27 protein-coding genes are annotated in these 25316 nt (G+C 69.7%); 22 read left to right on the top strand and 5 right to left on the bottom strand.

Features of this window, described 5'->3' with window-relative positions; all coding sequences use genetic code 11:
* Positions 1-18 precede the first annotated feature (18 nt).
* The 21 genes from acpP (at position 19) to ABID77_RS07220 (ending at position 19602) form a co-directional block, all read left to right on the top strand.
* Positions 19-258, top strand: coding sequence for an acyl carrier protein (acpP, locus tag ABID77_RS07320; RefSeq protein ID WP_007830471.1), 240 nt, complete (start codon positions 19-21; stop codon positions 256-258).
* Positions 259-356: 98 nt separating this feature from the next.
* Positions 357-1601, top strand: a complete 1245-nt coding sequence (gene fabF / locus ABID77_RS07315; protein ID WP_429592935.1) for a beta-ketoacyl-ACP synthase II — start codon at positions 357-359, stop codon at positions 1599-1601.
* A 15-nt stretch (positions 1602-1616) separates the two neighbouring features.
* On the top strand, positions 1617-2102 hold the full coding sequence (locus ABID77_RS07310) for a hypothetical protein (protein WP_429592932.1): 486 nt from the start codon (positions 1617-1619) through the stop codon (positions 2100-2102).
* Entirely contained in the window at positions 2099-2788 is a 690-nt protein-coding gene (gene rpoE / locus ABID77_RS07305) for an RNA polymerase sigma factor RpoE (protein WP_429592930.1), read from the top strand. The genes ABID77_RS07310 and rpoE overlap by 4 nt, the downstream gene beginning before the upstream one ends.
* Before the next feature lie 13 nt (positions 2789-2801).
* Entirely contained in the window at positions 2802-3533 is a 732-nt protein-coding gene (locus tag ABID77_RS07300) for a sigma-E factor negative regulatory protein (protein WP_429592927.1), read from the top strand.
* Between the two features lie 22 nt (positions 3534-3555).
* A complete protein-coding gene (locus tag ABID77_RS07295; protein WP_429592925.1) occupies positions 3556-4605 on the top strand; it encodes a MucB/RseB C-terminal domain-containing protein in 1050 nt (349 codons plus the stop codon).
* Positions 4606-4706: 101 nt separating this feature from the next.
* On the top strand, positions 4707-6218 hold the full coding sequence (locus ABID77_RS07290) for a DegQ family serine endoprotease (RefSeq protein ID WP_429593350.1): 1512 nt from the start codon (positions 4707-4709) through the stop codon (positions 6216-6218).
* 510 nt (positions 6219-6728) lie between these two features.
* The gene (gene lepA, locus ABID77_RS07285) at positions 6729-8540 is read left to right on the top strand and encodes a translation elongation factor 4 (protein WP_429592922.1); all 1812 of its coding nucleotides are present in this window, start codon (positions 6729-6731) and stop codon (positions 8538-8540) included.
* 6 nt (positions 8541-8546) lie between these two features.
* Positions 8547-9518 carry a signal peptidase I gene (gene lepB / locus ABID77_RS07280; RefSeq protein ID WP_429592919.1) on the top strand — a complete coding sequence of 324 codons (972 nt, stop codon included), beginning with the start codon at positions 8547-8549 and terminating at the stop codon, positions 9516-9518.
* A 35-nt stretch (positions 9519-9553) separates the two neighbouring features.
* A complete protein-coding gene (locus ABID77_RS07275; RefSeq protein WP_429592916.1) occupies positions 9554-9925 on the top strand; it encodes a DUF4845 domain-containing protein in 372 nt (123 codons plus the stop codon).
* A 5-nt stretch (positions 9926-9930) separates the two neighbouring features.
* Positions 9931-10668, top strand: a complete 738-nt coding sequence (gene rnc, locus ABID77_RS07270; RefSeq protein ID WP_429592914.1) for a ribonuclease III — start codon at positions 9931-9933, stop codon at positions 10666-10668.
* Entirely contained in the window at positions 10665-11735 is a 1071-nt protein-coding gene (era, locus tag ABID77_RS07265; RefSeq protein ID WP_429592911.1) for a GTPase Era, read from the top strand. Before rnc ends, era begins: the two co-directional genes overlap by 4 nt.
* A gap of 155 nt (positions 11736-11890) precedes the next feature.
* Positions 11891-12661 carry a DNA repair protein RecO gene (gene recO / locus ABID77_RS07260; RefSeq protein ID WP_429592908.1) on the top strand — a complete coding sequence of 257 codons (771 nt, stop codon included), beginning with the start codon at positions 11891-11893 and terminating at the stop codon, positions 12659-12661.
* Positions 12658-13443, top strand: a complete 786-nt coding sequence (locus ABID77_RS07255; protein WP_429592905.1) for a pyridoxine 5'-phosphate synthase — start codon at positions 12658-12660, stop codon at positions 13441-13443. Before recO ends, ABID77_RS07255 begins: the two co-directional genes overlap by 4 nt.
* Complete coding sequence (gene acpS / locus ABID77_RS07250) at positions 13440-13844, top strand: holo-ACP synthase (protein ID WP_429592902.1); 405 nt, start codon at positions 13440-13442, stop codon at positions 13842-13844. The genes ABID77_RS07255 and acpS overlap by 4 nt, the downstream gene beginning before the upstream one ends.
* Positions 13845-13900: 56 nt before the next feature.
* Complete coding sequence (nagZ, locus tag ABID77_RS07245) at positions 13901-14968, top strand: beta-N-acetylhexosaminidase (protein WP_429593347.1); 1068 nt, start codon at positions 13901-13903, stop codon at positions 14966-14968.
* Between the two features lie 101 nt (positions 14969-15069).
* Positions 15070-15588 (top strand): hypothetical protein, encoded by a 519-nt coding sequence (locus ABID77_RS07240; RefSeq protein WP_429592900.1) that lies wholly within the window; start codon positions 15070-15072, stop codon positions 15586-15588.
* 122 nt (positions 15589-15710) lie between these two features.
* Positions 15711-16235: a hypothetical protein gene (locus tag ABID77_RS07235; protein WP_429592897.1), complete on the top strand. Its 525-nt coding sequence runs from the start codon at positions 15711-15713 to the stop codon at positions 16233-16235.
* Positions 16232-17692 carry a TolC family protein gene (locus ABID77_RS07230; protein ID WP_429592894.1) on the top strand — a complete coding sequence of 487 codons (1461 nt, stop codon included), beginning with the start codon at positions 16232-16234 and terminating at the stop codon, positions 17690-17692. Before ABID77_RS07235 ends, ABID77_RS07230 begins: the two co-directional genes overlap by 4 nt.
* A 55-nt stretch (positions 17693-17747) precedes the next feature.
* Positions 17748-19169: a multicopper oxidase domain-containing protein gene (locus tag ABID77_RS07225; protein WP_429592891.1), complete on the top strand. Its 1422-nt coding sequence runs from the start codon at positions 17748-17750 to the stop codon at positions 19167-19169.
* Positions 19170-19209: 40 nt separating this feature from the next.
* A complete protein-coding gene (locus ABID77_RS07220; RefSeq protein WP_429592888.1) occupies positions 19210-19602 on the top strand; it encodes a copper-binding protein in 393 nt (130 codons plus the stop codon).
* On the opposite strand, the gene ABID77_RS07215 is transcribed toward ABID77_RS07220, so the two are convergent.
* The 4 genes from ABID77_RS07215 to ABID77_RS07200 form a co-directional block, all read right to left on the bottom strand.
* Positions 19533-20165, bottom strand: a complete 633-nt coding sequence (locus ABID77_RS07215) for a M48 metallopeptidase family protein (RefSeq protein ID WP_429592885.1) — start codon at positions 20163-20165, stop codon at positions 19533-19535. The genes ABID77_RS07220 and ABID77_RS07215 overlap by 70 nt on opposite strands.
* An 8-nt stretch (positions 20166-20173) precedes the next feature.
* Positions 20174-21451 carry an Hsp70 family protein gene (locus ABID77_RS07210; RefSeq protein ID WP_429592882.1) on the bottom strand — a complete coding sequence of 426 codons (1278 nt, stop codon included), beginning with the start codon at positions 21449-21451 and terminating at the stop codon, positions 20174-20176.
* An 8-nt stretch (positions 21452-21459) separates the two neighbouring features.
* On the bottom strand, positions 21460-23061 hold the full coding sequence (gene lysS / locus ABID77_RS07205; protein ID WP_429592879.1) for a lysine--tRNA ligase: 1602 nt from the start codon (positions 23059-23061) through the stop codon (positions 21460-21462).
* Positions 23062-23196: 135 nt separating this feature from the next.
* On the bottom strand, positions 23197-23868 hold the full coding sequence (locus tag ABID77_RS07200; RefSeq protein WP_429592877.1) for an LON peptidase substrate-binding domain-containing protein: 672 nt from the start codon (positions 23866-23868) through the stop codon (positions 23197-23199).
* Between the two features lie 31 nt (positions 23869-23899).
* On the opposite strand from ABID77_RS07200, the gene ABID77_RS07195 reads away from it, so the two are divergent.
* Positions 23900-24451 (top strand): YggT family protein, encoded by a 552-nt coding sequence (locus ABID77_RS07195; RefSeq protein WP_429592873.1) that lies wholly within the window; start codon positions 23900-23902, stop codon positions 24449-24451.
* On the opposite strand, the gene accD is transcribed toward ABID77_RS07195, so the two are convergent.
* Positions 24444-25316 (bottom strand): acetyl-CoA carboxylase, carboxyltransferase subunit beta, encoded by an 873-nt coding sequence (gene accD, locus ABID77_RS07190; protein ID WP_429592870.1) that lies wholly within the window; start codon positions 25314-25316, stop codon positions 24444-24446. The genes ABID77_RS07195 and accD overlap by 8 nt on opposite strands.

The following is a 25316-nucleotide window of genomic DNA, read 5'->3' as shown; positions in this document are numbered from 1 at the left end:
ACCCTTAGAGGGAAACAAATGAGCGATATCGAAGCACGTGTCAAAAAAATCATTGCCGAACAACTCGGCGTGGAAGAGTCCCAGGTCACCAACGAGAAGGCTTTCGTGGCCGACCTTGGCGCGGACTCGCTCGACACGGTGGAACTCGTGATGGCACTCGAAGACGAGTTCGGCATCGAGATCCCTGACGAGGACGCAGAAAAGATCACGACGGTGCAGAACGCCGTCGATTACGCCACCAAGAATCAAAAGGCCTGATTGGCCGTCCACTGCCTGATCGGCCTGCGGCGCGGCGTTTCGACCCGCGCTCGCCAGAGGTCCGAGATCGCGGTGTTGTCCCAGAAAGGTTTGCCGGCATGACCAAACGCCGCGTTGTCGTGACCGGACTCGGTTGCATCGCTCCCGTCGGAAATACGGTGGTCGAGTGCTGGACCCATCTGCTGGCCGGCCAGTCGGGCATTGACACCATCCAGTCGTTCGACGCCAGTTCCTTCGCCTGCAAGTTCGCCGGCGAAGTCAAGGGCTTCGACGTCACCCAATACATCTCCGAGAAGGAAGCGCGCCACATGGATCGCTTCATTCACTTCGGACTGGCCGCTGCCATGCAGGCTGTGCAGGACAGCGGCCTGAAGACCAACGATGCGCTCTCGCCCGACGAGGCGACGCGCATCGGCTGCAACATCGGCTCGGGCATCGGCGGACTCCCGCTGATCGAGCACATGCACGACGAGCTGGTCAACCGCGGCCCGCGTCGCGTGTCGCCCTTCTTCGTGCCGGCCTCGATCATCAACATGATCTCCGGACACGTCTCGATCAAGTACGGTTTCCAGGGTCCCAACGTGGCGATCGTCACGGCCTGCACCACGGGTCTGCATGCCATCGGCCTGTCGGCCCGCATGATCGAGTACGGCGATGCCGACGTGATGATCGCCGGCGGTGCCGAATCCACGGTGTCGCCGCTGGGCATCGGCGGCTTCGCCGCCGCGCGCGCCCTGTCCACTCGCAACGACGATCCCAAGACCGCCTCGCGGCCCTGGGACCGGGACCGCGACGGCTTCGTGCTCGGCGAAGGCGCCGGCGTGGTCGTGCTCGAAGAGTACGAGCACGCCAAGGCACGTGGCGCGAAGATCTATGCCGAGGTGGCGGGTTTCGGCATGAGCGCCGACGCCTATCACATGACGGCGCCCAACGTCGACGGCCCGCGCCGCTCGATGGAGGCCGCGTTGCACAACGCCGGTGTCAACGTGGACGAGGTCCAGTACCTCAACGCGCACGGCACCTCGACGCCGCTCGGTGACCTGAACGAGACGAACGCGATCAAGAACGCGTTCGGCGAGCATGCCCGCAAGCTGGTCGTGAACTCGACCAAGTCCATGACCGGCCACCTGCTGGGCGGCGCGGGTGGCATCGAGTCGGTGTTCACGGTGCTCGCCCTGCATCACCAGAAGAGCCCGCCGACGATTAACATCTTCAACCAGGATCCCGAGTGCGACCTCGACTACTGCGCCAACGAGGCGCGCGATCTCGGGATCGATGTCGCGGTGAAGAACAATTTCGGATTCGGCGGCACCAACGGCACGCTGGTGTTCAAGCGCGCTTGAATTCCTCGTTGCCTCATGCATAGCCCACCGCCGGTCCGCTATCCGGTCGGGCGTTCCCGCACGGCGGATCGACTGCTCGGCATCTGCTGGATGTCGGGCGCGGCGTGTGCCGGTGCGGCGGCGACCCAGCCGATCCTGCAAGGCATGGCCGATTGGCGCGCCTGGGTGCCTTGCGCAGCCGCGTTGCTGTCCGGACTGTCGCTGTGGCGATCGCGCCGGCAGGCGGTGACAGGCGAGCTGACGTTCGATGATGGCGAGGGCTGGTCGCTGGCGTCGGCCGACGGCGCCGTCGTGGCGACCGGCGACGCGCGGATCCACCTCGACCTGCAGCGACTCATGCTGCTGCGCGTCGAAACGACGGATCGGCATGGACACTGGTTGTGGGTCGATCGCGATGCCGACCGGCCGCGTTGGCGCGATCTGCGCCGTGCGCTGTACGCCGGCGCGCGCGGGGTCGCGCACACCGCGTCGCGGCAGGGCGAACGGTTCGCTTCCGCATGACCGCGTCCGTACCGCCCCCGTCGCCGCCGGAAGGTGGGAACGCCGTGCTTCCCGATGCCGACATCGCGCCGTCGCCCCGGCCGGGCGATGTCGACTTCGAACTCGTGCAGCGCACCGTCGCCGGAGACCAGAAGGCCTTCGAGATGCTGGTCGTCAAGTACCAGCGCCGCATCGAGCGCCTGATCGGTCGCATGGTGCGAGATGTCGATCTCGTCGAGGACATCGCCCAGGAGACCTTCATCCGGGCCTATCGTGCGCTGCACCAGTTCCGTGGCGAAGCGCAGTTCTACACCTGGCTCTACCGGATCGCCGTCAATACCGCCAAGAAGGCGCTCGTGGACATGAAGCGCGATCCGACGATCTCCGAAAGCGCACTGAGGCCTTCTTCGTCCGACGACGATGAAACTTACCAGCCGAGAAACGAACCAATCAGCGACGAAACCCCGGAAACGGTGCTGGCGGCCAACGAGATCGCGGCAGCGGTCGAGGCGGCGATGGACGCCTTGCCGGCCGAACTGCGGCAGGCGGTGACGCTGCGCGAGATCGAGGGGTTGAGTTACGAAGAAATCGCCGAGGTCATGGACTGTCCGATCGGCACGGTGCGCTCGCGGATCTTCCGGGCGCGCGAAGCGATTTCTGCACGAGTCAAGCCGATGCTCGACAACCAGTCCGGCAAGCGTTGGTAATCAGGTGATTGCAATGAACCCCCTTCAAGAGTCTTCCCGCGAACAGATTTCCGCGCTGGCCGATGGCGCCCTGCACGGACAGGCGATGGCGAGTGCCGTCGATGCGCTGTGCGCGGACCGCGACCTGCAGCAGGCCTGGCAGGACCATCACGCCATCGGCGAGGTGCTGCGTGCCGGCGCGCGCCGGCCATGCACCGACGGCGCGGCCTTCCTGTCGCGTTTCCAGCAGCGTCTCGCGGCCGAGTCGATCGCCATGCCGGTCGCGGCCGCCGATGCGGCGTCTTCCGTGGTGCCGTTCCCGACCCGTCAGCCGGCGACCGTCGCCGCCGCACCGGTCGAGCGCATCGAAGCCGCCAACGAGCCGGTGTTCCGCTGGAAACTTGTCTCGGGCGTGGCTTCGCTGGCCGCGGTGGCGGCCATCGGCTGGAATCTGGTCGGTGGCGCCGGTCTGCCGGCGGTCGATTCTCGGCTCGCCGCACAGCAGCAGGTGCAGTCGCCGGTGCAGATCGCATCGCGCGATGCGTCCGGGGTGCCTGCCGCCCTGCAGCCCAGCGGCGTGTCCGTTCCCGCAACTGCGCCTGTCCAGGTTGCCACGCAAGTGGCCGCGAGCGGGGGTGAGCCGCAGGTGATGCTGCGCGATGCCCGGCTCGACCAGCTGCTCGAAGCGCATCGGCAGGCCGGTGGCGCGGCGCAGATGCCTTCGGGTTTCCTGCGCAACGCGACCTTCGACGGACCGTCGCGCTGAGCGGCATCAAGGAAATCCAACGATGCCGATCGTCGCTCGCAGGTCCCTGCTGATCCTCTCCACCGCCGGTCTGGTGGAAGTCGCTGCGGGGCAGACGCGTGTCGGCATCGGCGGCGAGCGGGAATCGCACAAGCCCGTCGCGACCGAACTCTCGAAGCTCGGCACCATCGACTGGCTGCGCCGCATGCACGCGGCGTCCCGCCAGTTCAGCTATGTCGGCACCTTCGTGGTGTCCGCGACCACCGGTAATCTCTCGAGCGCCCGCATCTGGCACGTGGCGCAGGGCGACCTGCTGATGGAGCGGGTCGAGTCCCTGTCCGGCGCGCCGCGTTCGACCTTCCGCCGCAACGGCCAGATCATGACCTTCTTCCCCGAGGACAAGGTCGTGAAGAGCGAGAAGCGCGAGAACCTCGACTTCTTTCCCAACCTTCCCGGCGCGCCCGATTCGACCATCGGCGAACTCTACGACGCCCAGACCCTGGGCAAGGGCCGCGTCGCCGCCCTCGACGCCGACGTGGTGCAGCTCGCACCGCGCGACAACCTGCGTTTCGGCTATCGCGTCTGGTGCGAGCGCCGCACGGGGCTCGTGGTCGCGCTGCAGACCGTCGATCGCGATGGCCGGGTGGTCGAGCAGTCGGCGTTCTCCGAGCTCCAGTTCAACGCACCCGTCAAGGTCCAGGCGCTGCAGCAGATGATGAGCGACACGGCCGGCTATCGCATCGAGAAGGCCGAACTCGAGCGCACCACCGCGGCGGCCGAGGGCTGGACCCTGCGCGAGCCGGTGCCCGGGTTCCGACCCGTCAACTGCTACCGGCGCTCGCTCGACGGCGGCGCCCAACCCGAGCGGACGATGCAGTGGACGTTCTCCGACGGCCTGGCATCGGTGTCGCTGTTCGTCGAGCCCTTCGACGTCCGGCGGGCCTCGCGCGAAGCCACGCTCGCCCTGGGGGCCACGCACACGATGACGCGGCGCCTGGCCGATCGCGACGGCGACTGGTGGCTCACCGCCGTGGGCGAGGTGCCTTCGCAGACCCTGGACGCTTTCGCGCAGGGCCTCGCTCGCCTGCGTTGATCTCTTTGTCGCCTGCCGTCCCGGTGGTGTGAACCAAAGCGTCGCGAGAGATTCATAGTCCGGTGTGTTTCGTGTTCTTGCATGGAAAGAAATATCCAATGATGCTCACTCTCGACGGTCGAAAGAAATTCCGTTCCACGTTGCTCGCCTGTGCCATGGCGGTGACCGCCACAGGCGCCTTCCTGCCGATCGTGCCGGCCGTGGCGCAGGTGAGGGCGCTGCCGGACTTTACCGACCTGGTCGACCAGGTCGGGCCGGCGGTGGTCAACATCCGCACGGTGGAGCGGGTCGCCCAGCGGGGCGGCTCCGGTGGTGCCGCCAATGGCGAGATGGACCAGGAGATGCAGGAATTCCTGCGCCGGTTCTTCGGGCAGAACATGCCGAACATGCCCGGCGCGCCGCGCCAGGGTCCGCGTTCCAGCCCGCAGCCGCAGGAGCCGCAGGAGGAGTCCCGCCCGCGCGGTGTCGGCTCGGGCTTCATCCTGAGCCCGGACGGCTACGTGATGACCAACGCGCACGTCGTCGAGGACGCCTCCGAGGTGGTGGTCACGCTGACCGACAAGCGCGAGTTCAAGGCGAGGATCATCGGCGCCGACAAGCGCACGGACGTCGCGGTCGTGAAGATCGACGCGACGGGACTGCCGGCGCTCAAGGTGGGCGACGTCTCCAAGCTGCGCGTGGGCGAGTGGGTGATGGCCATCGGTTCGCCGTTCGGCCTGGAGAACACCGTGACGGCAGGCATCGTGAGCGCCAAGCAGCGCGACACCGGCGACTACCTCCCGTTCATCCAGACCGACGTGGCGATCAACCCCGGCAATTCCGGCGGTCCGCTGATCAACATGCGCGGCGAGGTCGTCGGCATCAACAGTCAGATCTACTCGCGCTCGGGCGGCTTCATGGGCATCTCGTTCTCGATCCCGATCGACGAGGCGATCCGGGTGAGCGAACAGCTGCGTACCACCGGCCGCGTCTCGCGCGGCCGCATCGGCGTGCAGATCGACCGCGTGTCCAAGGACGTCGCCGAATCGATCGGCCTGGGTTCGGGGCAGGGCGTCCTAGTGCGCAGCGTCGAGGCCGGTTCGCCGGGCGAGAAGGCGGGCATCGAGGCGGGCGACATCATCACCAAATTCGACGGCAAGGTGGTCGACAAGCCGAGCGATCTGCCGCGCATGGTGGGCAACACCAAGCCCGGCACGCGCAGCACGGTGACGGTGTTCCGCCGCGGCGCCTCGCGCGACCTGGCCGTGACAATCGCCGAGATCGAGCCCGACAAGCCGGCCCGCAAGGCCAGCGCCGAACGTGAGGAACCGGCGCCCAAGCCCGCCTCGTCGGCGGCGGCGAAAGCCCTGGGGCTGGCGGTCAGTGACCTGTCCGACGCGCAGAAGAAGGAACTCAAGGTGCGCGGCGGCGTGCGGATCGAATCGGCCACCGATGCGGCCGCGCGTGTGGGCCTGAAGGAGGGCGACGTGATCCTGGCCGTCGGCAACGTCGAGGTGTCGGGCGTCAAGGAGTTCGATGCCGCCCTGGCGAAGCTCGACAAGTCCAAGCCCGTGAGCGTGCTGTTCCGCCGCGGCGACTGGGCCCAGTACGCGCTGATCCGCCCGACGCGCTGACCTTCCGGTCGTCTCAAGTGGCCCCACCCGCCAGTCGGGATTGGGGCTTTTTTTGGTTGCAGCGAAGCAACTTTCTTGGTTAACACGACTATTTTTCCGCTGCTTCTTGTGTTAGCGGTCGCTGACCAAGCCAAAGGACTAATGATGGATTTCAGTAGAATAGGTACCCGTCGAAAGGTCGACCCGGCATAAGAATGCACGCCATGTTCACCATGCGGTACAGGCTCCGACCGATCGTCATCGCTCCACAGATCGCCCACAAGTTGTCCTCGAAACCATTCACACAAGCTGTGGATATCTTGTTGACAACATGACCGTTGTGGACCTGCAACGTCTTTTCCGACCCCGCGCCGACATGTACGTGCCCCCCTTTTTGCCTACAATGAAGACCCAACTACTGCAGTTGCCATTGCTTGTTGGTTCAGGGCGCGTCTCTTTCGGACGCGCCCTTTTTTCTTGTCCGGCGCGTTCTGCGTGCGAGGCAATTCAAGTACTTAAGCGTTCCCGTTGATGAATCACATCAGAAATTTCTCCATCATTGCGCACATCGACCATGGCAAGTCGACGCTGGCCGACCGACTCATCCAGCGCTGCGGCGGACTCGCCGAACGGGAGATGGAGGCCCAGGTGCTCGACTCGATGGACATCGAGAAGGAGCGCGGGATAACCATCAAGGCGCAGACCGCGGCGCTGCGCTACAAGGCCAACGACGGCAAGGTCTACAACCTCAACCTCATCGACACGCCCGGCCACGTCGACTTCTCGTACGAGGTCTCGCGCTCGCTCTCGGCGTGCGAGGGCGCGCTGCTGGTGGTCGACGCGTCGCAGGGCGTCGAGGCGCAGACGGTGGCCAACTGCTATACCGCGCTCGACCTCGGCGTCGAGGTGGTGCCGGTCCTCAACAAGATGGACCTGCCCAATGCCGATCCGCAGAACGCGCGCACCGAGATCGAGGACGTCATCGGCATCGACGCGACCGACGCCATTCCCTGTTCGGCCAAGACCGGCATGGGCATCGACGAGATCCTGGAGGCGGTGGTGCAGCGCATGCCGCCGCCGCGCGGCAATCCCGAGGGCCCGCTGCGCGCGATGATCGTCGACAGCTGGTTCGACGCCTACGTCGGCGTGGTCATGCTGGTGCGCGTGGTGGACGGCCGGCTGGTCAAGGGCGAGCGCATCAAGATGATGGCCTCCGGTGCGACCTACAACGCTGACAACCTCGGCGTCTTCACGCCGGCGACCGAGAAGCGCGAGTCGCTGGAGGCCGGCGAGGTGGGCTTCATCATCGCCGGCATCAAGGAACTGCAGGCGGCCAAGGTCGGCGACACCGTGACGGTCATCAAGACCGGCACCGGTGGCGCCGCCGCGACGGCGACCGAGGCGCTGCCGGGTTTCAAGGAGATCCAGCCGCAGGTCTTCGCCGGTCTCTATCCGACCGAGGCGAGCGAGTACGAATCGCTGCGCGACGCGCTGGAGAAGCTCAAGCTCAACGACTCGTCGCTGCGCTACGAGCCCGAGGTGAGCCAGGCGCTGGGCTTCGGCTTCCGCTGCGGCTTCCTGGGCCTGCTGCACATGGAGATCGTGCAGGAGCGCCTGGAACGCGAGTTCGACCAGGACCTCATCACGACCGCGCCCAGCGTGGTCTACCAGGTGATGCGCAACGACGGCGAGGTCATCATGGTGGAGAACCCGTCGAAGATGCCCGATGTCGGGCGCATGAGCGAGATCCGCGAGCCGATCGTCACGGTGCACCTCTACATGCCGCAGGAGTACGTCGGTGCCGTCATGACGCTGGCCAACCAGAAGCGCGGCGTGCAGATGAACATGGCCTACCACGGCCGCCAGGTCATGCTGACCTACGAGATGCCGCTCGGCGAGATCGTGCTGGACTTCTTCGACAAGCTGAAGTCGCAGAGCCGCGGCTACGCGTCGATGGACTACGAGTTCAAGGAATACCGCGCCTCCGACGTCGTGAAGGTCGACATCCTGCTCAACGGCGACCGCGTCGACGCGCTGTCGATCATCGTGCACCGCAGTCAGAGCCAGTACCGGGGCCGTGCCGTGGTCTCGAAGATGCGCGAGATCATCTCGCGCCAGATGTACGACGTCGCCATCCAGGCGGCCATCGGGGTCACGATCATCGCGCGTGAGACAATCAAGGCGCTGCGCAAGAACGTGCTCGCCAAGTGCTATGGCGGCGACATCTCCCGCAAGAAGAAGCTGCTCGAGAAGCAGAAGGCGGGCAAGAAGCGCATGAAGCAGATCGGTTCGGTCGAGGTCCCGCAAGAGGCCTTCCTCGCGATCCTGCAGGTCGAAGACTAAGAAAACATGGCACTCCTCACCTCCCTGATCCTGGCCGTCTTCGCGGCATACGTCGGCTCCTGGTACTTCGGCGCGGTCGAAGGCAATTTCGCGTTGCTGCTGTTCCTGGCGACCGTCGTCACCGGCCTCTACTGGCTCGCCGAGCGCCTGTACTTCCTGCCGCGCCGCCGGCGCACCGCCGCCGCCCTGGACGCCTCGCTCGAGCAGCGGCGCGCGGAGCTGGAACGCCAGGGCATCAAGCAGGTCGACACCGTCGACGCCAAGGCGCGCGAGCGCCTGGTCATGCAGCCGTGGTGGCTCGACTGGACCGCCGGCCTGTTCCCGGTGATCCTGGTCGTGTTCCTGCTGCGCTCGTTCCTGTTCGAGCCCTTCAAGATCCCGTCGGGCTCGATGATGCCGACGCTGCTCACCGGCGACCTGATCCTGGTCAACAAGTTCACCTACGGCCTGCGCCTGCCGGTGCTCAACACCAAGGTCACGGACGGCACGCCGCCCGCGCGCGGCGACGTGATGGTGTTCCGCTACCCGCCCAAGCCCAGCCTGGACTACATCAAGCGCGTGGTCGGCCTGCCGGGCGACGAGGTGGCCTACCTGAACAAGAAGCTCACCATCAATGGCCGGCCGGTCAACAAGGACGCCGTTCCCGACTACTTCGACGAGGAGGCCATGCGCTACCTCAAGCAGTACAGCGAGAACCTCGGCACGCACCAGCACAGGATCCTGAACGACGACACGCGCCGCGCGGGCATCTCGGAAGTCGAGGTGATGACGTTCCCGAACCAGGACAACTGCCGCTACAGCGTCGAGGGCGTCGTCTGCAAGGTGCCCGCGGGACACTACTTCATGATGGGCGACAACCGCGACAACTCGCTCGATTCCCGTTACTGGGGGTTCGTGCCGGACAGGAACATCGTCGGCCGCGCCTTCTTCGTCTGGATGAACTTCGGCAACCTGGGGCGCATCGGCGCCTTCCAGTGACGGTGATCGATGCACGCATGCAAGGAGCAGGGCACATGAAGTCTTTCCGTTCGACCCGCGCGGCGTCGCGCCAGCGCGGCATCTCGTTCATCGGACTGCTGTTCGTCGCCGCCGTCCTGGGCTGCGCCGGCGTGGTGCTGGCCCAGGTCATCCCGACGGTGATCGAGTACCAGGCCATCGGCAAGGCCGCCAACAAGGCGGCCGAGGGCAACACGGTGCCCGAGGTGCGCGCCCTGTTCGACCGCGCGCAGGCCGTCGACGACTTCAAGTCGGTCAGCGGCAGGGATCTCGACGTGCAGAAGATCGGCGACCGGGTCGTCGTTTCCTTCGCCTACGACCGCGAGATCCACCTGGCCGGCCCGGCCTACCTCGTGCTCAAGTACAAGGGCCAGGGGCAGGCGCGCTGAGCCCGGTGACGCACTCGGCGAAACCGGACCTCCGCCAGCGCCCGGCCGACGCCACGCTGGGCGCCCTGGCGGCGCGCCTGAAGCACGCGTTCGGCGATCCGCGTCTGCTGCAGCTCGCGCTCACCCATCGCAGCTTCTCGGCCGACCACAACGAGCGCCTCGAATTCCTGGGCGACTCGGTGCTCAACCTGGCGGTGTCGCACCTGCTCTACGAGCGTCTCGCGGCGCTGCCCGAGGGCGACCTCTCGCGGGTGCGCGCCAACCTCGTCAAGCAGGACACCCTGCACCAGATCGCCGTGCGGCTGGCGCTGTCGCCGCTGCTGCGGCTGGGAGAGGGCGAGGCGCGCTCGGGCGGACCCCAGCGGCCGTCGATCCTGGCCGATGCGCTGGAGGCCGTGATCGGCGCGGTGTACCTGGATGCCGGCTACGAGGCCGCGCAGGCGGTGGTGCGACGGCTCTACGAGTCGGTCGAGATCAATCCCCGCATGGAGGCCGCGTCGAAGGACGCCAAGACCGAGCTGCAGGAATGGCTGCAGGGGCACAAAATGAAACTGCCCGTCTACCGCGTCGCCGATACGCTGGGGGCGGCCCATCAACAGACCTTCGATGTCGAGTGCGAGGTGCCCGAGCTGGGCCTGCTCGAACGCGGCACCGGCGGCTCGCGCCGCGCCGGCGAGCAGGCCGCCGCCGCTGCGATGCTGATCCGACTCAAGTCCCGCGGGACCTCCTCCAAATCCAAATGAATTCCACTCCTCCCGACGACACGACGCCCCCGGCATCGCTCCCCGCCGCCGCGCACCCGGGCGACGACGACACCATTCCCGACGTCCGCCTCGAGGACCAGCTGCGCCAGCTGGCGGCGGCGCGCGGGTCGACCGCGAGCACGGGCGAGGGCGTCCAGCGCTGCGGCCTGATCGCCATCGTCGGCAAGCCCAACGTGGGCAAGTCGACGCTGCTCAACGCGCTGGTCGGGCAGAAGATCAGCATCACCTCGCGCAAGGCGCAGACCACGCGTCACCGCATCACCGGCATGCGCACGCGCCCCGCGCCCGAGGGCGGTGGCACGCAGTTCGTCTTCGTCGACACGCCCGGCTTCCAGACGCTGCACGCCAACGCGCTCAACAAATCGCTCAACAAGACCGTCAAGGGCGCCGTCGCCGACGTCGACCTGATCCTGTTCGTGGTGGAGGCGGGCAGCTTCACGCCGGCCGACGCCAAGGTGCTGGCCCTGCTGGGCAAGGACATCCCGGCACTGCTGATCGCCAACAAGTTCGACAACATCCACCGCCGCGGCGACATCGCGCCGTGGCTGCAGACGATGCAGCAGAAGCATCCCTTCGCCGAGTTCGTGCCGATGTCGGCCAACAACGCGCGGGACGTGGAGCGCCTGTTCGGCATCTGCGAGAAGTACCTGCCCGAGCAGGCCTGGTGGTATGCCGAGGACGAACTCACCGACCGCAGCGAGAAGTTCCTCGCCAGCGAGACGGTGCGCGAGAAGCTGTTCCGCCTGACCGGCGACGAGCTGCCCTACACCTCGACCGTCATCATCGACAAGTTCGACGAGGAGCCGCCGCAGCGCAAGGGCCACCGCCGCCTGCTGAAGATCGCCGCGACCATCGTGGTCGAGCGCGAGGGCCACAAGGCGATGGTGATCGGCGACAAGGGCGAGCGCATCAAGCGCATCGGCACCGAGACGCGCCAGGAGCTGGAGAAGCTGCTCGACGCCAAGGTCTTCATCGAGATGTGGGTCAAGGTGCGCTCCGGCTGGGCCGACGACGAGGCGCGCGTGCGCTCGTTCGGCTATGAATAGGCACCCCCCCAGGCTTGCTCGCTGCGCGTAGCCGCCCACCCCCGTGCAGGGGGCAATGCCGGCGGTCCGGCGAAGCCGGTTGCACGGCATTCGCGCGCGGCGGCCTCGCTTCGCTGGCCGCTTTTTGCAGATGACCTCGTGAATCGGGTTTGAAAATGGCGACGCAACGAATTTCCCACGAGCCGGCCTATGTGCTGCACCGCTACGACTGGAGCGAGTCGAGCCTGATCCTGGAGACCTTCACCCGGCACCACGGGCGCATCGCGCTGGTGGCCAAGGGGGCCAAGCGGCCGAGTTCCAATTTCCGGCCGATCCTGCTGCCGCTGCAGCCGCTGCAGGTGAGCTACGGCGGCGACACCGAGATCCGCACGCTCAAGGCGGTCGAGTGGATGGGCGGCCACGTGATGCCCACCGGCGACGCGCTGCTGTCGGGCTACTACGTCAACGAACTGCTGCTGCGCCTGCTGGCGCGCGACGACGCGCACGAGGCCCTGTTCGACGCCTATGCCGGCGTGGTGCAGGTGCTCGCCACGTCGCACGAGGGCGCGCAGGCGGCCGCGCAGGCCTCGGCGTTGCGCGCCTTCGAGCTGCTGCTGCTGCGCGAGACCGGTTTCCTGCCGGCGCTCGACGCCCAGACGATGACATTGGCGTCGCTGGCCGCCGACGGCCGCTACGCGCTGGTGCCCGAGGCCGGCGTGCGCGAGGCGGGCGAGGACGAGTCCTCGCTGCCCGGCGCCGACTGGCAGGCCCTGCAGCGCGCCCTGGACGACCCGGCACCCTTCACCGCCCTGCTGCGCCGGGTCGCCGAACTCACGCCCGGCACCAACGCCGCCCTGCGCATGCAGCTGCGTGCACTGCTCAACTACCATTGCGGCGTCGACACCCTGCGCACGCGCCAGATGATGCGCGAGCTGCAAAACCTATGAGCACTCCCTCCGAATCCCTGTTCTCGCCGCGCTCGACGGCGCTGTCGGTCAACGTCAACAAGGTCGCGCTGCTGCGCAACACGCGTCATCTCGGCATCCCGAGCGTCGCGCGCGCGGCGCGCCTGTGCCTGGAGGCCGGCGCGCACGGCATCACCGTGCATCCGCGCCCCGACGCCCGCCACGTCCGCGCCGACGACGTGCGCGAACTCCATGCCCTGCTGAAGGCCGACTGGCCGCGGGCCGAGTTCAACATCGAAGGCAACCCGTTCCAGAACCTGATGGACTTCGTGCGCGCGCTGCGGCCGCACCAGGCGACCTTCGTGCCCGACAGCGAGGACCAGTTCACCAGCGACCACGGCTGGGCCTTCCCGCAGGACGCCGAGCGCCTGCGCCCGCTGATCGCCGAGGCCCATGCGCTGAGCGTGCGCGTGAGCCTCTTCATGGATCCGGACGCCGGCGCGATGGCCGCCGCCCGGGCCGTGGGCGCCGACCGCGTCGAGCTCTACACCGAAGCCTACGCCTCCTCGCGCGGCACGCCCGAGGCCGACGCCGTGCTCGCGCGCTACGCCGAGGCGGCACGCGCCGCCCGGGCCGCCGGCCTGGAGGTCAACGCCGGCCACGACCTGAGCCAGGCCAACCTGGCCGACTTCCTGCGCGGCGTGCCGGACGTGCGCGAGGTCTCGATCGGCCACGCCTTCGTCGCCGACGCGCTGGAAGCGGGCTACGCGGCCACCACGCGCGCCTACCTGCGCTGCATCGACGAGGCGGCCCGACCATCGTGATCTACGGCATCGGCACTGACATCTGCGACATCCGGCGCATGGCCGCCACCCTCGAGCGCCAGGGCGAGCGCTTCGCGCGCCGCGTGCTCGCCGACGCCGAGTTCGCGGTCTGGCAGGCGCGCGCCGTGCGCTGGCCGAAGCGCGGCCTGAGCTACCTGGCGACGCGCTTCTCCGCCAAGGAGGCCTTCAGCAAGGCCATCGGCACCGGCATTCATTCGCCGATGAGCTGGCGGCTGTGCGAGATCGCCAACGAGGCGAGCGGCAAGCCGGTGATCGTGCTGCACGGCGCGCTCAAGGACTGGTTCGACGGCGAGCGGCTGGTCGCCCACGTCACCGTGACCGACGAGACCGACTACGCGGCGAGCTTCGTGGTGGTCGAGCGCCGGGCGGACGCGCCGTGAGCCGCCGCGCCCCGACGTCCGCCGCCGCACCGGACCGCGTCGCCGACGGCACGCCGGTGCAGCGGCCGCTCGTCATCGATGTCGCCGGCACCGAGCTGACCGCGGCCGACCGCCGCCGGCTCGCGCATCCCCGCGTCGGCGGCGTGATCCATTTCGCGCGCAACTGGCGGGACCGCGCCCAGCTGCGCGCGCTCAACGCCGGCATCAAGGCCATCCGTCCCGACATCCTGATCAGCGTCGACCACGAGGGCGGACGCGTGCAGCGCTTCCGCACCGACGGCTTCACCCGGCTGCCGTCGATGCGCGCCCTGGGCACGTTGTGGATGGAGGACCCGATGCGCGCCGTCGAGGCCGCCACGGCGGCCGGCCACGTGCTGGCAGGGGAGCTGCGCGCGTGCGGCGTCGACTTCACCTTCGCGCCCGTGCTCGACCTCGACCACGGCGGCAGCACCGTCATCGGCGACCGCAGCTTCCATCGCGATCCGCGCGTCGCCGCGCTGCTGGCCCAGGCGCTGGTGCACGGGCTGCTGCAGTCCGGCATGGCCAGCTGCGGCAAGCACTTCCCTGGCCACGGCCACGTCAAGGCCGACTCGCACGTCGCCATCCCCGTCGACCGCCGTGGCCTGAAGACCTTGCTGGCCGACGACGCGCGGCCCTTCGAATGGCTCGCCGGCACGCTGGCGGCCGTGATGCCGGCGCACGTCATCTACGCCCGCGTCGACGTGCGGCCGGCCGGCTTCTCGTCGCGCTGGCTGCAGGAGATCCTGCGCGGCCGCTTCGGCTTCGAGGGCGCGATCTTCAGCGACGACCTGAGCATGGAAGCCGGCCGCTACATCGACGGCGCACTGCTGAGCTACACCGACGCCGCGCTCGCCGCGCTGGCGGCTGGCTGCGACCTGGCGCTGCTGTGCAACCAGAGCGTGGGGGAGGGCGCCGCGCTGGACGAACTGCTCGACGGTTTCGATGCCGCCACGGCCGCCGGCCGCTGGCGGCCCGACGCGGCCGGCGAGGCGCGCCGGCTCGCCCTGCTGCCGAAGGCGCCCGCGCTCGACTGGGACGCACTGACGGCGTCGCCGGCCTACCGCCGCGCGCTGGCCACGCTGTCGCGGCTCGCCCCGGCCTGAGTCGCGCCGTGCGGATCGTCGGTTCGGACATCGGCTTGACTTTGCCGTCGTGGCAAGGTTCACAGTCGGGGCTTCGTCCGCCACATCGCCGCCATCGCCCCATGCCGAGGCTTCGCCTGTTCATCCTCTGGATCGTCTGCGTCTGCCTGCCCCTTCAGGGCTGGGCGGCGGCGGCCATGGCGTCGTGCGGACCGGGGCACGCCGGCCGAGGCGCCACGGTGGCGATGGACGCGCGTGCTGCCGTGGGCCGGACCCCCGATGCGGCGACCGTCGCCATCGAGCGACCGACGCACGCAGCGCATGCGGCGCACGGGCCTGCGCAAGCACGATCGCCGGACCCCGTCCAAGAGGAGGCCGAAGCCCGGATGCACCATGACCGTGGTGCCCACCCTTGCCACGACGGCATCGCGCACGCCGGCACGCACGCCGATGCCGACCCCGTCGCTTCCGCCGACACCCCGCACGCCTGCGGCACCTGCGCCGTCTGCCATGCCACCGCGCTGACCGGCCGGCTCGACGTCGCGGTGCTCCACGACCTGCCGCCCGCCGACCTGGCGGAGCCGGCCCTCGTGGCGGCCACGCGCGTGCCGCGCGTCCTCGACCGACCTCCGCGCGCCTGAGCGCGTCGGCCCGCCCGCGATCCGTGTCGCGGGCGGGCGCGAACGCCTCCATGCATCGCCCGCGCCGCCCGCAGCCCCTGCGGGTCCCGACGCGCTCCGTTCCATGAAACCGCGAGGATTCCATGCCCTCTCCGTCACCGGCCCACGTGCTGGTCGTCTTCCATTGCCTCGTGACCGCATCCGCCGCGACGGCGCAGGCCCTGCCGGGCCCCTCGATACCGAGCGTTCGCCCGGGCGTCGCGACAACGCCTCCCGGCGGCGCCCATGCCCTTCCGCATGCGCCGTCGATGGCCGCTGCGCCGCCGTCCACCGCACCGGCCGGCCTGGGCTACCGGCCGGTCTTCGAAGGCTACGTCCCGTTCTCCGACGGTCCGCCGACGTCCTGGCGGGAGGCCAACGAGACCGTCCGGCGTCGGGGCGGCTGGAAGGCCTATGCGCAGGAGGCCGAGGGAGGTGATGCGGCCGCCGACACGCCGGGCGTGTCCGGGGCATCGCCCGCGGGAGCCGATCCGGGAGGCGCGTCGCCCGTCCGGCCCGCGCACTCGCACTCGCACTCGCATCCCAGCTCGGGTTCGGGCCCGGGCTCGCCGGCCCATCCGCACCCGGCGACCGTGCCCGATCCGGCACCGGCGAAGGAGCGGCCATGAACCGCGCGATCCGATGCGCGGCCGCCGCCCTTGCGGTCGCCGTCCTCGCCGGCTGCGCCACGGTCGACATCGACGAGGCGGTGCGGGAGGCTGACACCCGCGCCGGCGCCTTCACCGGCGGCGCCTTGCGCCTGGAGCGCACGGCGGCGCAGCGCGAGCGTGGCGCCGCGCTGGCCGACGAGCTGCTCGCCGCGCCGCTGTCGCGCGACGACGCGGTGCGGCTCGCCCTGACGCGCAGTCCGGCCGTGCAGGCGCTGCTGGCGCAGGGCTGGGCCGACCTCGCCGCAGCGCGCCAGATCGGGCGCCTGCCCAATCCGGTGTTCTCGTTCGAGCGCGTCCGCCTGGGCGGCGAGGTCGAGTTCGGCCGGCTGCTGTCGGTCGGACTGGTCGACCTGCTGCTGTGGCCGCAGCGGCGCGCGCTGTCCGAGGGCCAGGTCGCGCAGGCGCGGCTGCAGCTCGCCGCCGGCGTGGTCGACCAGGTGACGGCGGTGCGGCAGGCGTGGACCCGGGCCGTCGCGGCGCGCCAGCTGCTGCACTACGCGCGGCAGGTCGACCGCTCGGCACAGGCCAGCGCCGAGCTGGCACGCCGCATGCGCCAGGCCGGCAACTTCAGCCGGCTGCAGCAGGCGCGCCAGCAGGTCTTCCATGCCGACGCCGTCACGCGGCTGGCGCAGGCGCAGCATGCCGACGTCGCCGCGCGCGAGGCGCTGGTGCGCGCGCTCGGCCTGGACGAGGCGCAGGCCGCGCGCCTGACGCTGCCCGAGCGCCTGCCCGACCTGCCGCCGGTCCCGCGCGCGCCCGAGGAGGTCGCCGCCCGCGCCGGCGACGAGCGCCTGGACGTCCGGCTCGCCCGCGCGCGGCTCGATGTCGCCGGCCGTGCGCAGGGCCTGAACCTGCTGCCCAGCATCGTCGACGTGGACGTCGGCGCCCGGCGCGACACCGTCGTCGACGAGGCGGCCGGCACGCGCGGCACGCGGCGCGGCGTCGAACTCGACCTGCGCCTGCCGCTGTTCGATGCCGGCGGGGCGTTGCGCGAGGCGCTCGACGCGCGCTCGCTGGCGGCGGCGCGGCGCTACGACGCCGCGGTGCTCGGCGCCGTGTCGCAGCTGCGCGAGGGCTACTCGGCCTACCGCACCGCCTACGACGTCGCGCGCCACGAGCGCGACGAGGTCGTGCCGCTGCGCCAGGTCATCGCCGACGAGAACCTGCTGCGCTACAACGGCATGTTCATCGGCGTCTTCGAGCTGCTGGCCGAGGCGCGCGAGCAGGTGGCCGGCGTGACGCGGGCCATCGAGGCCCAGCGGCAGTTCTGGCTCGCCGACGCGGCGCTGGCCGCCACCGTGATCGGGCGGCCGGAACCGGGCGCCGCGCCCGTCGCGGGCGTCGTTCCGTTCGCCGGAGTGGCATCGCCCTTCGCCGCGCCGTCCACCGGCATCGCGCCGGCCGCCGGGCATTGACCACGATGCCGCGCACCGCCTTTCCCCCATCCCGTTCCTCGATCGATCGAATCCCATGACCAACCGACGCAACTTCCTCGGCGGCGCGGGCGCCCTCACGGGTGCCGTGGCCGCCGCCGGCGTGAGCCGGGTGGCGCTGGCCGCGCTGCCCGAGCCCGTGCTGCAGACCACGCCCGAGACCCGGCCGCCCCTGCGGCCCGCCACCGGCCGGCCCTACGACCCGGTCGTCACGCTCAACGGCTGGACGCTGCCGTGGCGCATGAACGCCGGCGTCAAGGAATTCCACCTGGTGGCCGAGCCGGTGGTGCGCGAGATGGCGCCCGGCTTCAAGGCCAACCTCTGGGGCTACAACGGCCAGTCGCCGGGGCCGACCATCGAAGTGGTCGAGGGCGACCGCGTGCGCGTCTTCGTCACCAACCGCCTGCCCGAGCACACCAGCGTCCACTGGCACGGCCAGCGCCTGCCCAACGGCATGGACGGCGTCGCCGGTCTCACGCAGCCGGGCATCCGGCCGGGCAAGACCTTCGTCTACGAGTTCACCGCGCGCCGCCCCGGCACCTTCATGTACCACCCGCACGCCGACGAGATGGCGCAGATGGCGATGGGCATGATGGGCTTCTGGGTCACGCACCCCAAGGGCCGGCATCCGCTGATCGACCGCGTCGAGCGCGACTTCGTCTTCCTGCTGGGCGCCTACGACGTCGAGCCCGGCAGCGCGACGCCGAAGATCATGACCATGACGGACTTCAACCTGTGGTCGTGGAACAGCCGCATCTTTCCCGGCATCGACTCGCTCAACGTGCGCCTGGGCGACCGGGTGCGCATCCGCGTGGGCAACCTGACGATGACCAACCACCCGATGCACCTGCACGGCCACGAGTTCGAGGTCACCGGCACCGACGGCGGCCCGGTGCCCCGGAGCGCGCGCTGGCCGGAGGTGACGGCCGACGTGGCGGTCGGCCAGATGCGCCAGTTCGAGTTCACCGCCGACGAGGAGGGCGACTGGGCCTTCCACTGCCACAAGAGCCACCACACCATGAACGCCATGGGCCACGACGTGCCCACCCTGATCGGCGTCGACCACCGGGACATCACCCGCCGCATCGCCGACCTGGTGCCCGACTACATGGCCATGGGCGAGCGCGGCATGGCCGACATGGCCGAGATGTCGATGCCGCTGCCCGACAACACCGCGCCGATGATGGGCGGCGCCGGGCCCTTCGGCTCGCTGGAGATGGGCGGCATGTTCAGCGTCGTGAAGGTGCGGCGCGATCAGAAGCCGGGCGACACCTCGGACCCCGGCTGGTTCAGGCACCCGCCGGGCAGCGTGGCGCACGAATGGCGGGGCGACGCGCCCGAGGCGCCGCGCCAGGGCTCCGCCGCCACGCCGGCGCGCGGACGGCGGCCGGCCGACTCCGACGTCGAGGTCCGCGTCCACAAGCCGACGGGCGGCCACGGCGGCCATGCCGGTCACTGAATCACGTCCCGCTTCCCTCTTTCCCTCGAAAGGAACACCCATGTTTCGTCACCCGCCCCGCGCCGTCGCGCGCTCCCTGGTCCTGGCGGCACTGCTCGGTGCCGCTGCCATGACCACCGCCACGGCCCAGACCCACGCGACGCACGACCGCGATCCGGGCGCCGGCGGCGTCGGCGCCACGGCATCGCCCGACGCCGACGACCTCGCCGACGGCGAGGTGCGCAAGATCGACCGCGACGCCGGCCGCGTCACCCTGCGGCACGGTCCGCTGAGGAACCTCGACATGCCCGGCATGACGATGGTGTTCGACGTCGCCGACGCGGCCGTGCTCGACCGGCTGCGTCCCGGCGAGAAGGTGCGCTTTCAGGCCGGGAAGGTCGACGGGCGCTTCGTCGTCGTGCGCATCGAGCCGGCGTCGACCTCGGCGCCCTGATCCTCGCCCCACAGCCGCGCCCCGCCCGCCTCCAGGTGCGTCAGGTAGAGCCGCAGGTCGAACTCGTGCTGGTGGTAGTCGGGCTCCATGTGCGTGCACAGGGCGTAGAAGGCGCGGTCGTGGTCGCGCTCCTTCATGTGCGCGAGCTCGTGCACGACGATCATGCGCAGCCAGGCGTCGGGCACGGCCTTGAACAGGCTCGCCACGCGGATCTCGCGCTTGGCCTTGAGCTTGCCGCCCTGCACGCGCGAGATCGTCGTGTGGGTGCCCAGCGCGTGGCGCACGACGTGCAGCTTGCTGTCGAAGGCGACCTTCGCGAGCGGATCGGCGTTGCGCAGGAACTCGCCCTTGAGCGCCGTGACGTAGTCGTAGAGGGCGCGGTCGGTGCGCACCGTGTGCGCCGCGGGATGGCGCGTTCGCAGGTGCTCGCCCAGCCGCGCCTCGTCGATCATCCGCCGCACCTGTGCCTGCACGCTCGCCGGGTAGTGGGCGATGTACTTCAGGCGCGGGATCGCCGTCGGGGTCGCGGACGGGCTCGCGGGCGGGGGCGGGCGGGAGGCCATGCGCGGTCTCAGGCGCCGCCGGTGGCGGAGGATGGGGTGATCGCGCCGGCCGCGCGCGCCGTGTACGCCAGCCCGGCCGCCACGCCGCCGAAGAGGTCGCCCTCGACCAGCTTCACGCCCGCGAAGCCGCGCCGCAGCGCCTCCTGGAACGCGCGCAGCGCCGACGAGCCGCCCGTGAGGTAGAGCGCGTCGAGGTCGTTGCTGCGCAGGCCCGCGCGGCGCACGCACTCGTGCGCGCTGGCGACCACCTTGGCCAGCGGGTCGGCGAGCTCGCGCGCCATGTCGGCCACGCCCAGCGTCACGGACAGGCCGCGCTCGGCGCACGACAGGTCGATGGCCGCGTCGGCGCCCGAGAGCGAGCCCTGGATCTTGGCGTCCTCGACCGCGCTGGCGATGCGGTGGCCGTGGCGTTCCTCCAGCACCGTCATCAGCCGGTCGTGCAGGCGCGCGTCGGCGTAGCTGGTGCGCAGCTCCTTCGCCTGGCGCACCGCCTTGGCGGCGTAGAGCCAGTTGATCAGGTGCCAGGACGACAGCTCGAAGAACACCTTGCTCGGCACCTCGCGCCCGCGCGCGTCCTTGTGGCGGAAGCCGAACTGCGGCATCACGCGCTCCAGGTTCAGACGCTGGTCGAAGTCGGTGCCGCCGATGTGCACGCCGCTGGTGGCCAGCACGTCGGCGGCGCGGTCGGGGCGGCCCATGCGCTCGGGGCCCAGGCGCACCACGGTGAAGTCGGAGGTGCCGCCGCCGATGTCGACGATCAGCACCAGCGACTCCTTCGTCACGCGCTGCTCGTAGTCGAAGGCGGCGGCGATGGGCTCGAACTGGAAGCGGATGTCGCGGAAGCCCGCCGTGCGCGCGGCCTGGCGCAGGCTGTCCTCGGCCTGGCGGTCGCGCTTGGCGTCGTCGTCGACGAAATGCACCGGCCGCCCGAGCACGACGCGGGTCGGCCGCTCGCCCAGCGAATGCTCGGCGCGGTGGCCGAGCTCCAGCAGGAAGCGCGCGACGATGTCCTGGAAGCTCACCAGGCCGTCGTACACGGCGGTGGTCTCCTGCATCAGCGCGCTGCCCAGCAGGCTCTTGAGCGAGCGCATCAGGCGCCCCTCGACGCCCGCGAGGTAGAGCGCGACAGCCTCGCGGCCGAAGTGCGTGCTGCGGTCCTCGGCGTTGTAGAACAGGGCCGTCGGCATCGTCGTCGCCGTGCCCTCGAGCGGGAGCGCCCGCGCCAGTTCGCCCTCGGGCGCCCAGGCGACGGCGGAATTGGAGGTGCCGAAGTCGATGCCGATCATGGGGCGGGTCAACCCTCGCGGCGCAGGGCGGGGAACAGGATCACGTCGCGGATGCTCGGCGAGTCGGTCAGCAGCATCATGAAGCGGTCGATGCCGATGCCGCAGCCGCCGGTGGGCGGCATGCCGTACTCGAGCGCGCGCACGAAGTCGTGGTCGAAGAACATCGCCTCGTCGTCGCCCGCGTCCTTGGACGCGACCTGCGCGTTGAAGCGCGCGGCTTGGTCCTCGGCGTCGTTGAGCTCGGAGAAGCCGTTGCCGAACTCGCGCCCGGTGATGTAGAGCTCGAAGCGCTCGGTGACCTCGGGCCGGTCGTCGTTGGCGCGCGCCAGCGGCGAGATCTCGGTCGGGTGCTCCATGATGAAGGTCGGCTGCCAGAGCTGCTCCTCCACCGTCTCCTCGAAGTACATCACCTGCAGGCTCGGCAGGCTGCGCTGGGAGAGGCGGTCCTTCTCCTCGCTCAGGCCGAGCTTGCGCAGGGCGTTGACGAGCCAGTCGCGGCTGTCGACGCGCGCCAGGGCATGCGAGTGGGGCGTGGCCAGGGCCTCGACGCTCTCCATCGGCGCGCCGGCCTCGGTGTACTTCACGATCGCCTCGCGGATCGTCAGGCGCTCGAAGGGCCGGCTCAGATCGACTTCCTTGCCCTGGTAGACCAGCTGCTCGCCGCCGGTGGTCTTCTGGGCGATCGTGCGGACGATCCGCTCGGTGAAGTCCATCAGGTCCTGGTAGTTCCAGTACGCGGCGTAGAACTCCATCATCGTGAACTCGGGGTTGTGCCGCACCGAGATGCCCTCGTTGCGGTAGCTCCGGTTGATCTCGAAGACGCGCTCGAAGCCGCCGACGATCAGGCGCTTCAGATAGAGCTCCGGCGCGATGCGCAGGAACATCTCCTGGTCGAGCGCGTTGTGGTGCGTCTTGAACGGCTTGGCGTTGGCGCCGCCCGGGATCGGGTGCAGCATCGGCGTCTCGACCTCCAGGAAGTCGTTGGCCACCATGAACTCGCGCAGGGCCGAGACGGCCCTGCTGCGCGCCTTGAAGCGCTCGCGCGCCGACTCGTCGGTGATCAGGTCGACATAGCGCTGGCGGTACTTCTGCTCCTGGTCGGCCATGCCGTGGAACTTGTCGGGCAGCGGGCGCAGGCTCTTGGTGAGCAGGCGGATCGAGGTCACCTTGATCGACAGCTCGCCGGTGCGGGTCTTCATCAGCGTGCCCTCGGCGCCGACGATGTCGCCCAGGTCCCAGCGCTTGAAGTCGGCGTAGGCGGCCTCGCCGATGGCGTCGCGCGTGACGTAGACCTGGATGCGGCCGGTGGCGTCCTGCACGGAAGCGAAGCTGGCCTTGCCCATGACGCGCTTGAGCATCATGCGACCGGCCACGCTGTAGGTGTCGGTGGTGGTCTCCAGGACTTCGGCGGTGGTCTCGCCGTGGACCTGCAGCAGCGCGGCGGCGCGGTCGCGCGGCTTGAAGTCGTTCGGGAACGCGACGCCCCGGCCTTCGGCCTGCGCTGCGCGCATCGCCTTGAGCTTCTCGCGCCGCTCGGCGATGAGCTGGTTGTCGTCGACGGCGGGGACGCTCGGGGATGCGGTCGCGGAGGTGGGCGTGGGTTCGGTCATTGCAGGGAAGGGACGAAGGACAGGGAACGACGGATCGGCCGGCGGCGCGGTCCACGAGGGGCCGGGACCGGCACGGGCGTCGTGTGGGAAGCAGGAAGGCGAAGGGAGCGCCGATGCGGCGCGGAACCCTCGATTTTAAGGTGCGCGGTCGCCGATGCCGTTGCGCGTGAGCAGGTCGTCCACCAGTTCGAGGCGCATGAGCGGGCTGTCGAGCTCCATCAGGCGCTGCCGGGCCTCGGGCTGCATCGGCAGCAGCTCGCTCCAGCGGTTGGCCAACCAGCCGCAGTCGTCGAAGCGGTAGGGCTCGGTCATCGGCAGGCGCAGGGCGTCCGCCTCGCCGGCCTTGCGCCGCTCCTCCAGGGTGTCGACCAGCCGGCGCAGGGCGTCGGCGATGTGGCGCAGGTCCTCGGGCACGGCCAGCGGCACGTCGTCGTCCACGGCCTCGGCCTCGGCGGTCCAGAGCCCGTGCTTCTGCAGGGCGCTGCTGCGGATGCGGAAGCGTTGCGTGCCGGTGCATTCGATGCGCATCAGGCCGGGCTGCGGCGCGTCGAACTCGCGGATCACGGCCAGCGTGCCGATCGCGGCGAAGCGCTCCGTGCCGGCGCCGGCCACGCGCACTTCGGCGCCCTGCACCAAGCTCACCACGCCGAAGGGCGTGCCCTGGCGGCGGCAGCGGCCGACCATGTCGAGGTAGCGCACCTCGAAGATCTGCAGCGGCAGCAGGCCGCCAGGGAACAGCACGGTGCCCAGCGGGAACAGGGGCAGGTCGTGCAGGACGGCGGGAACGGGGGTGGGAAGGGGGGTCATGGGAACACCTCGCTGGCTATCATCGGACTCCATGCTCTACCAGATCACCGCGTTCCTGCTCGATGTCATCGCCGGCCTTCTGGGTGGAGCATGCCTCTTGAGGCTGTACATGCAGTATCACCGGGTGCCGTTCGGCAATCCGCTCGGGCGCTTCGTGTTCGCGCTGACCGACTGGATCGTCATGCCGCTGCGCCGCATCGTGCCGGCGTTCCGGCGCTGGGACCTAGCGAGCGTCGTCGCGGCCTGGATCGTCATCACGGTGAAGTACGTGCTGCTGTTCCTGCTGGCGGGCCGGACGGCGCAGATGGGGCTGCTGCCGGTGCTCTCGCTGATCGGACTGGTGCAGCTGGCGGTGTCGGGGCTCACGATGCTGCTCATCGTGCATGCCGTGCTGTCGTGGGTGCCGGGCGCCTCGCCGCCGCTGCGCGACGTCGTCGCGCGCCTGGCCGAGCCGCTGGTGGCGCCCCTGCGGCGCTTCATCCCGCTGGTCGGCGGCATCGACCTGTCGCCGCTGGCCGCGATCGTGCTGCTGCAGGTGGCGGGCATGGTCGCGGGCGGCGTGCTGGGTTCGCTGCTCAGGTGACGGCGTCGGCCGGCTGGCGCAGCAGCATCGCCAGCGTGCTGGCCACGGTCTTGCGCAGTTCGCGGCGGTCGCAGATGAAATCGATGGCGCCTTTGGTCTGCAGGAATTCCGAGCGTTGGAAGCCCTCGGGCAGCGTCACCCGCACGGTCGACTCGATCACGCGCGGGCCGGCGAAGCCGATCAGCGCCTTGGGCTCGGCGATCACCACGTCACCGACGAAGGCGAAGCCCGCGGAGACGCCGCCCATGGTCGGGTCGGTCAGCACGCTGACGTAGGGCAGGCCCTTCTTGGCCAGGTGCGTGAGCGCGGCGTTGGTCTTGGCCATCTGCATGAGCGAGAGCAGGCCTTCCTGCATGCGCGCGCCGCCGGTGGCGGTGAAGCACACGAAGGGCACCTTCTGCTCGATGGCGGTCTCCACGCCGCGCACGAAGCGCTCGCCGACCACGCTGCCCATGCTGCCGCCCATGAACTCGAACTCGAAACAGGCGACCACCGCGTTGATGCTGTGGATCGAGCCGCCCATGACCACCAGCGCGTCGGTCTCGCCGGTGTGCTCCATGGCTTCCTTCAGGCGCTCGGGATACTTGCGGCTGTCCTTGAACTTCAGCGGATCGATCGGCAGCACCTCCTGGCCCAGCTCGTAGCGGCCCTCGGGGTCGAGGAACTTGTCCAGCCGGGCGCGGGCGCCGATGCGGAAGTGGTGGCTGCAGTTGGGACAGACGTTCTGGTTGTGCTCCAGGTCGGTCTTGTAGAGCACCGTCTCGCAGCTCGGGCACTTGGTCCACAGGCCGCCGGGCACCTGGCGGCGCTCGCTGGGGTCGGTCTGCGTGATCTTCGGGGGCAGGAGTTTTTCTAGCCAGCTCAT

It is taken from the genome of Variovorax sp. PvP013 (assembly GCF_050435945.1).
In the GTDB taxonomy this organism is placed as follows: domain Bacteria; phylum Pseudomonadota; class Gammaproteobacteria; order Burkholderiales; family Burkholderiaceae_C; genus Variovorax.
Note: the sequence above shows the minus strand (reverse complement) of the source record. Positions and strands in the feature narration are given on the sequence as shown.

Excerpts from the sequence above, each read along its gene's own strand:
- ABID77_RS07295 (WP_429592925.1), top strand. The coding sequence starts at position 3,556 with ATGCCGATCGTCGCTCGCAGGTCCCTGCTGATCCTCTCCACCGCCGGT.
- recO (WP_429592908.1), top strand. The coding sequence starts at position 11,891 with ATGGCGACGCAACGAATTTCCCACGAGCCGGCCTATGTGCTGCACCGC.
- ABID77_RS07200 (WP_429592877.1), bottom strand. The coding sequence starts at position 23,868 with ATGACCCCCCTTCCCACCCCCGTTCCCGCCGTCCTGCACGACCTGCCC.
- ABID77_RS07230 (WP_429592894.1), top strand. The coding sequence starts at position 16,232 with ATGAACCGCGCGATCCGATGCGCGGCCGCCGCCCTTGCGGTCGCCGTC.
- ABID77_RS07215 (WP_429592885.1), bottom strand. The coding sequence starts at position 20,165 with ATGGCCTCCCGCCCGCCCCCGCCCGCGAGCCCGTCCGCGACCCCGACG.
- fabF (WP_429592935.1), top strand. The coding sequence starts at position 357 with ATGACCAAACGCCGCGTTGTCGTGACCGGACTCGGTTGCATCGCTCCC.
- ABID77_RS07310 (WP_429592932.1), top strand. The coding sequence starts at position 1,617 with ATGCATAGCCCACCGCCGGTCCGCTATCCGGTCGGGCGTTCCCGCACG.
- ABID77_RS07195 (WP_429592873.1), top strand. The coding sequence starts at position 23,900 with ATGCTCTACCAGATCACCGCGTTCCTGCTCGATGTCATCGCCGGCCTT.
- ABID77_RS07210 (WP_429592882.1), bottom strand. The coding sequence starts at position 21,451 with ATGATCGGCATCGACTTCGGCACCTCCAATTCCGCCGTCGCCTGGGCG.
- ABID77_RS07235 (WP_429592897.1), top strand. The coding sequence starts at position 15,711 with ATGCCCTCTCCGTCACCGGCCCACGTGCTGGTCGTCTTCCATTGCCTC.
- rpoE (WP_429592930.1), top strand. The coding sequence starts at position 2,099 with ATGACCGCGTCCGTACCGCCCCCGTCGCCGCCGGAAGGTGGGAACGCC.
- ABID77_RS07300 (WP_429592927.1), top strand. The coding sequence starts at position 2,802 with ATGAACCCCCTTCAAGAGTCTTCCCGCGAACAGATTTCCGCGCTGGCC.
- ABID77_RS07220 (WP_429592888.1), top strand. The coding sequence starts at position 19,210 with ATGTTTCGTCACCCGCCCCGCGCCGTCGCGCGCTCCCTGGTCCTGGCG.
- accD (WP_429592870.1), bottom strand. The coding sequence starts at position 25,316 with ATGAGCTGGCTAGAAAAACTCCTGCCCCCGAAGATCACGCAGACCGAC.
- ABID77_RS07275 (WP_429592916.1), top strand. The coding sequence starts at position 9,554 with ATGAAGTCTTTCCGTTCGACCCGCGCGGCGTCGCGCCAGCGCGGCATC.
- ABID77_RS07240 (WP_429592900.1), top strand. The coding sequence starts at position 15,070 with ATGCCGAGGCTTCGCCTGTTCATCCTCTGGATCGTCTGCGTCTGCCTG.
- ABID77_RS07290 (WP_429593350.1), top strand. The coding sequence starts at position 4,707 with ATGCTCACTCTCGACGGTCGAAAGAAATTCCGTTCCACGTTGCTCGCC.
- lysS (WP_429592879.1), bottom strand. The coding sequence starts at position 23,061 with ATGACCGAACCCACGCCCACCTCCGCGACCGCATCCCCGAGCGTCCCC.
- lepA (WP_429592922.1), top strand. The coding sequence starts at position 6,729 with ATGAATCACATCAGAAATTTCTCCATCATTGCGCACATCGACCATGGC.
- acpP (WP_007830471.1), top strand. The coding sequence starts at position 19 with ATGAGCGATATCGAAGCACGTGTCAAAAAAATCATTGCCGAACAACTC.
- ABID77_RS07255 (WP_429592905.1), top strand. The coding sequence starts at position 12,658 with ATGAGCACTCCCTCCGAATCCCTGTTCTCGCCGCGCTCGACGGCGCTG.
- ABID77_RS07225 (WP_429592891.1), top strand. The coding sequence starts at position 17,748 with ATGACCAACCGACGCAACTTCCTCGGCGGCGCGGGCGCCCTCACGGGT.
- era (WP_429592911.1), top strand. The coding sequence starts at position 10,665 with ATGAATTCCACTCCTCCCGACGACACGACGCCCCCGGCATCGCTCCCC.
- lepB (WP_429592919.1), top strand. The coding sequence starts at position 8,547 with ATGGCACTCCTCACCTCCCTGATCCTGGCCGTCTTCGCGGCATACGTC.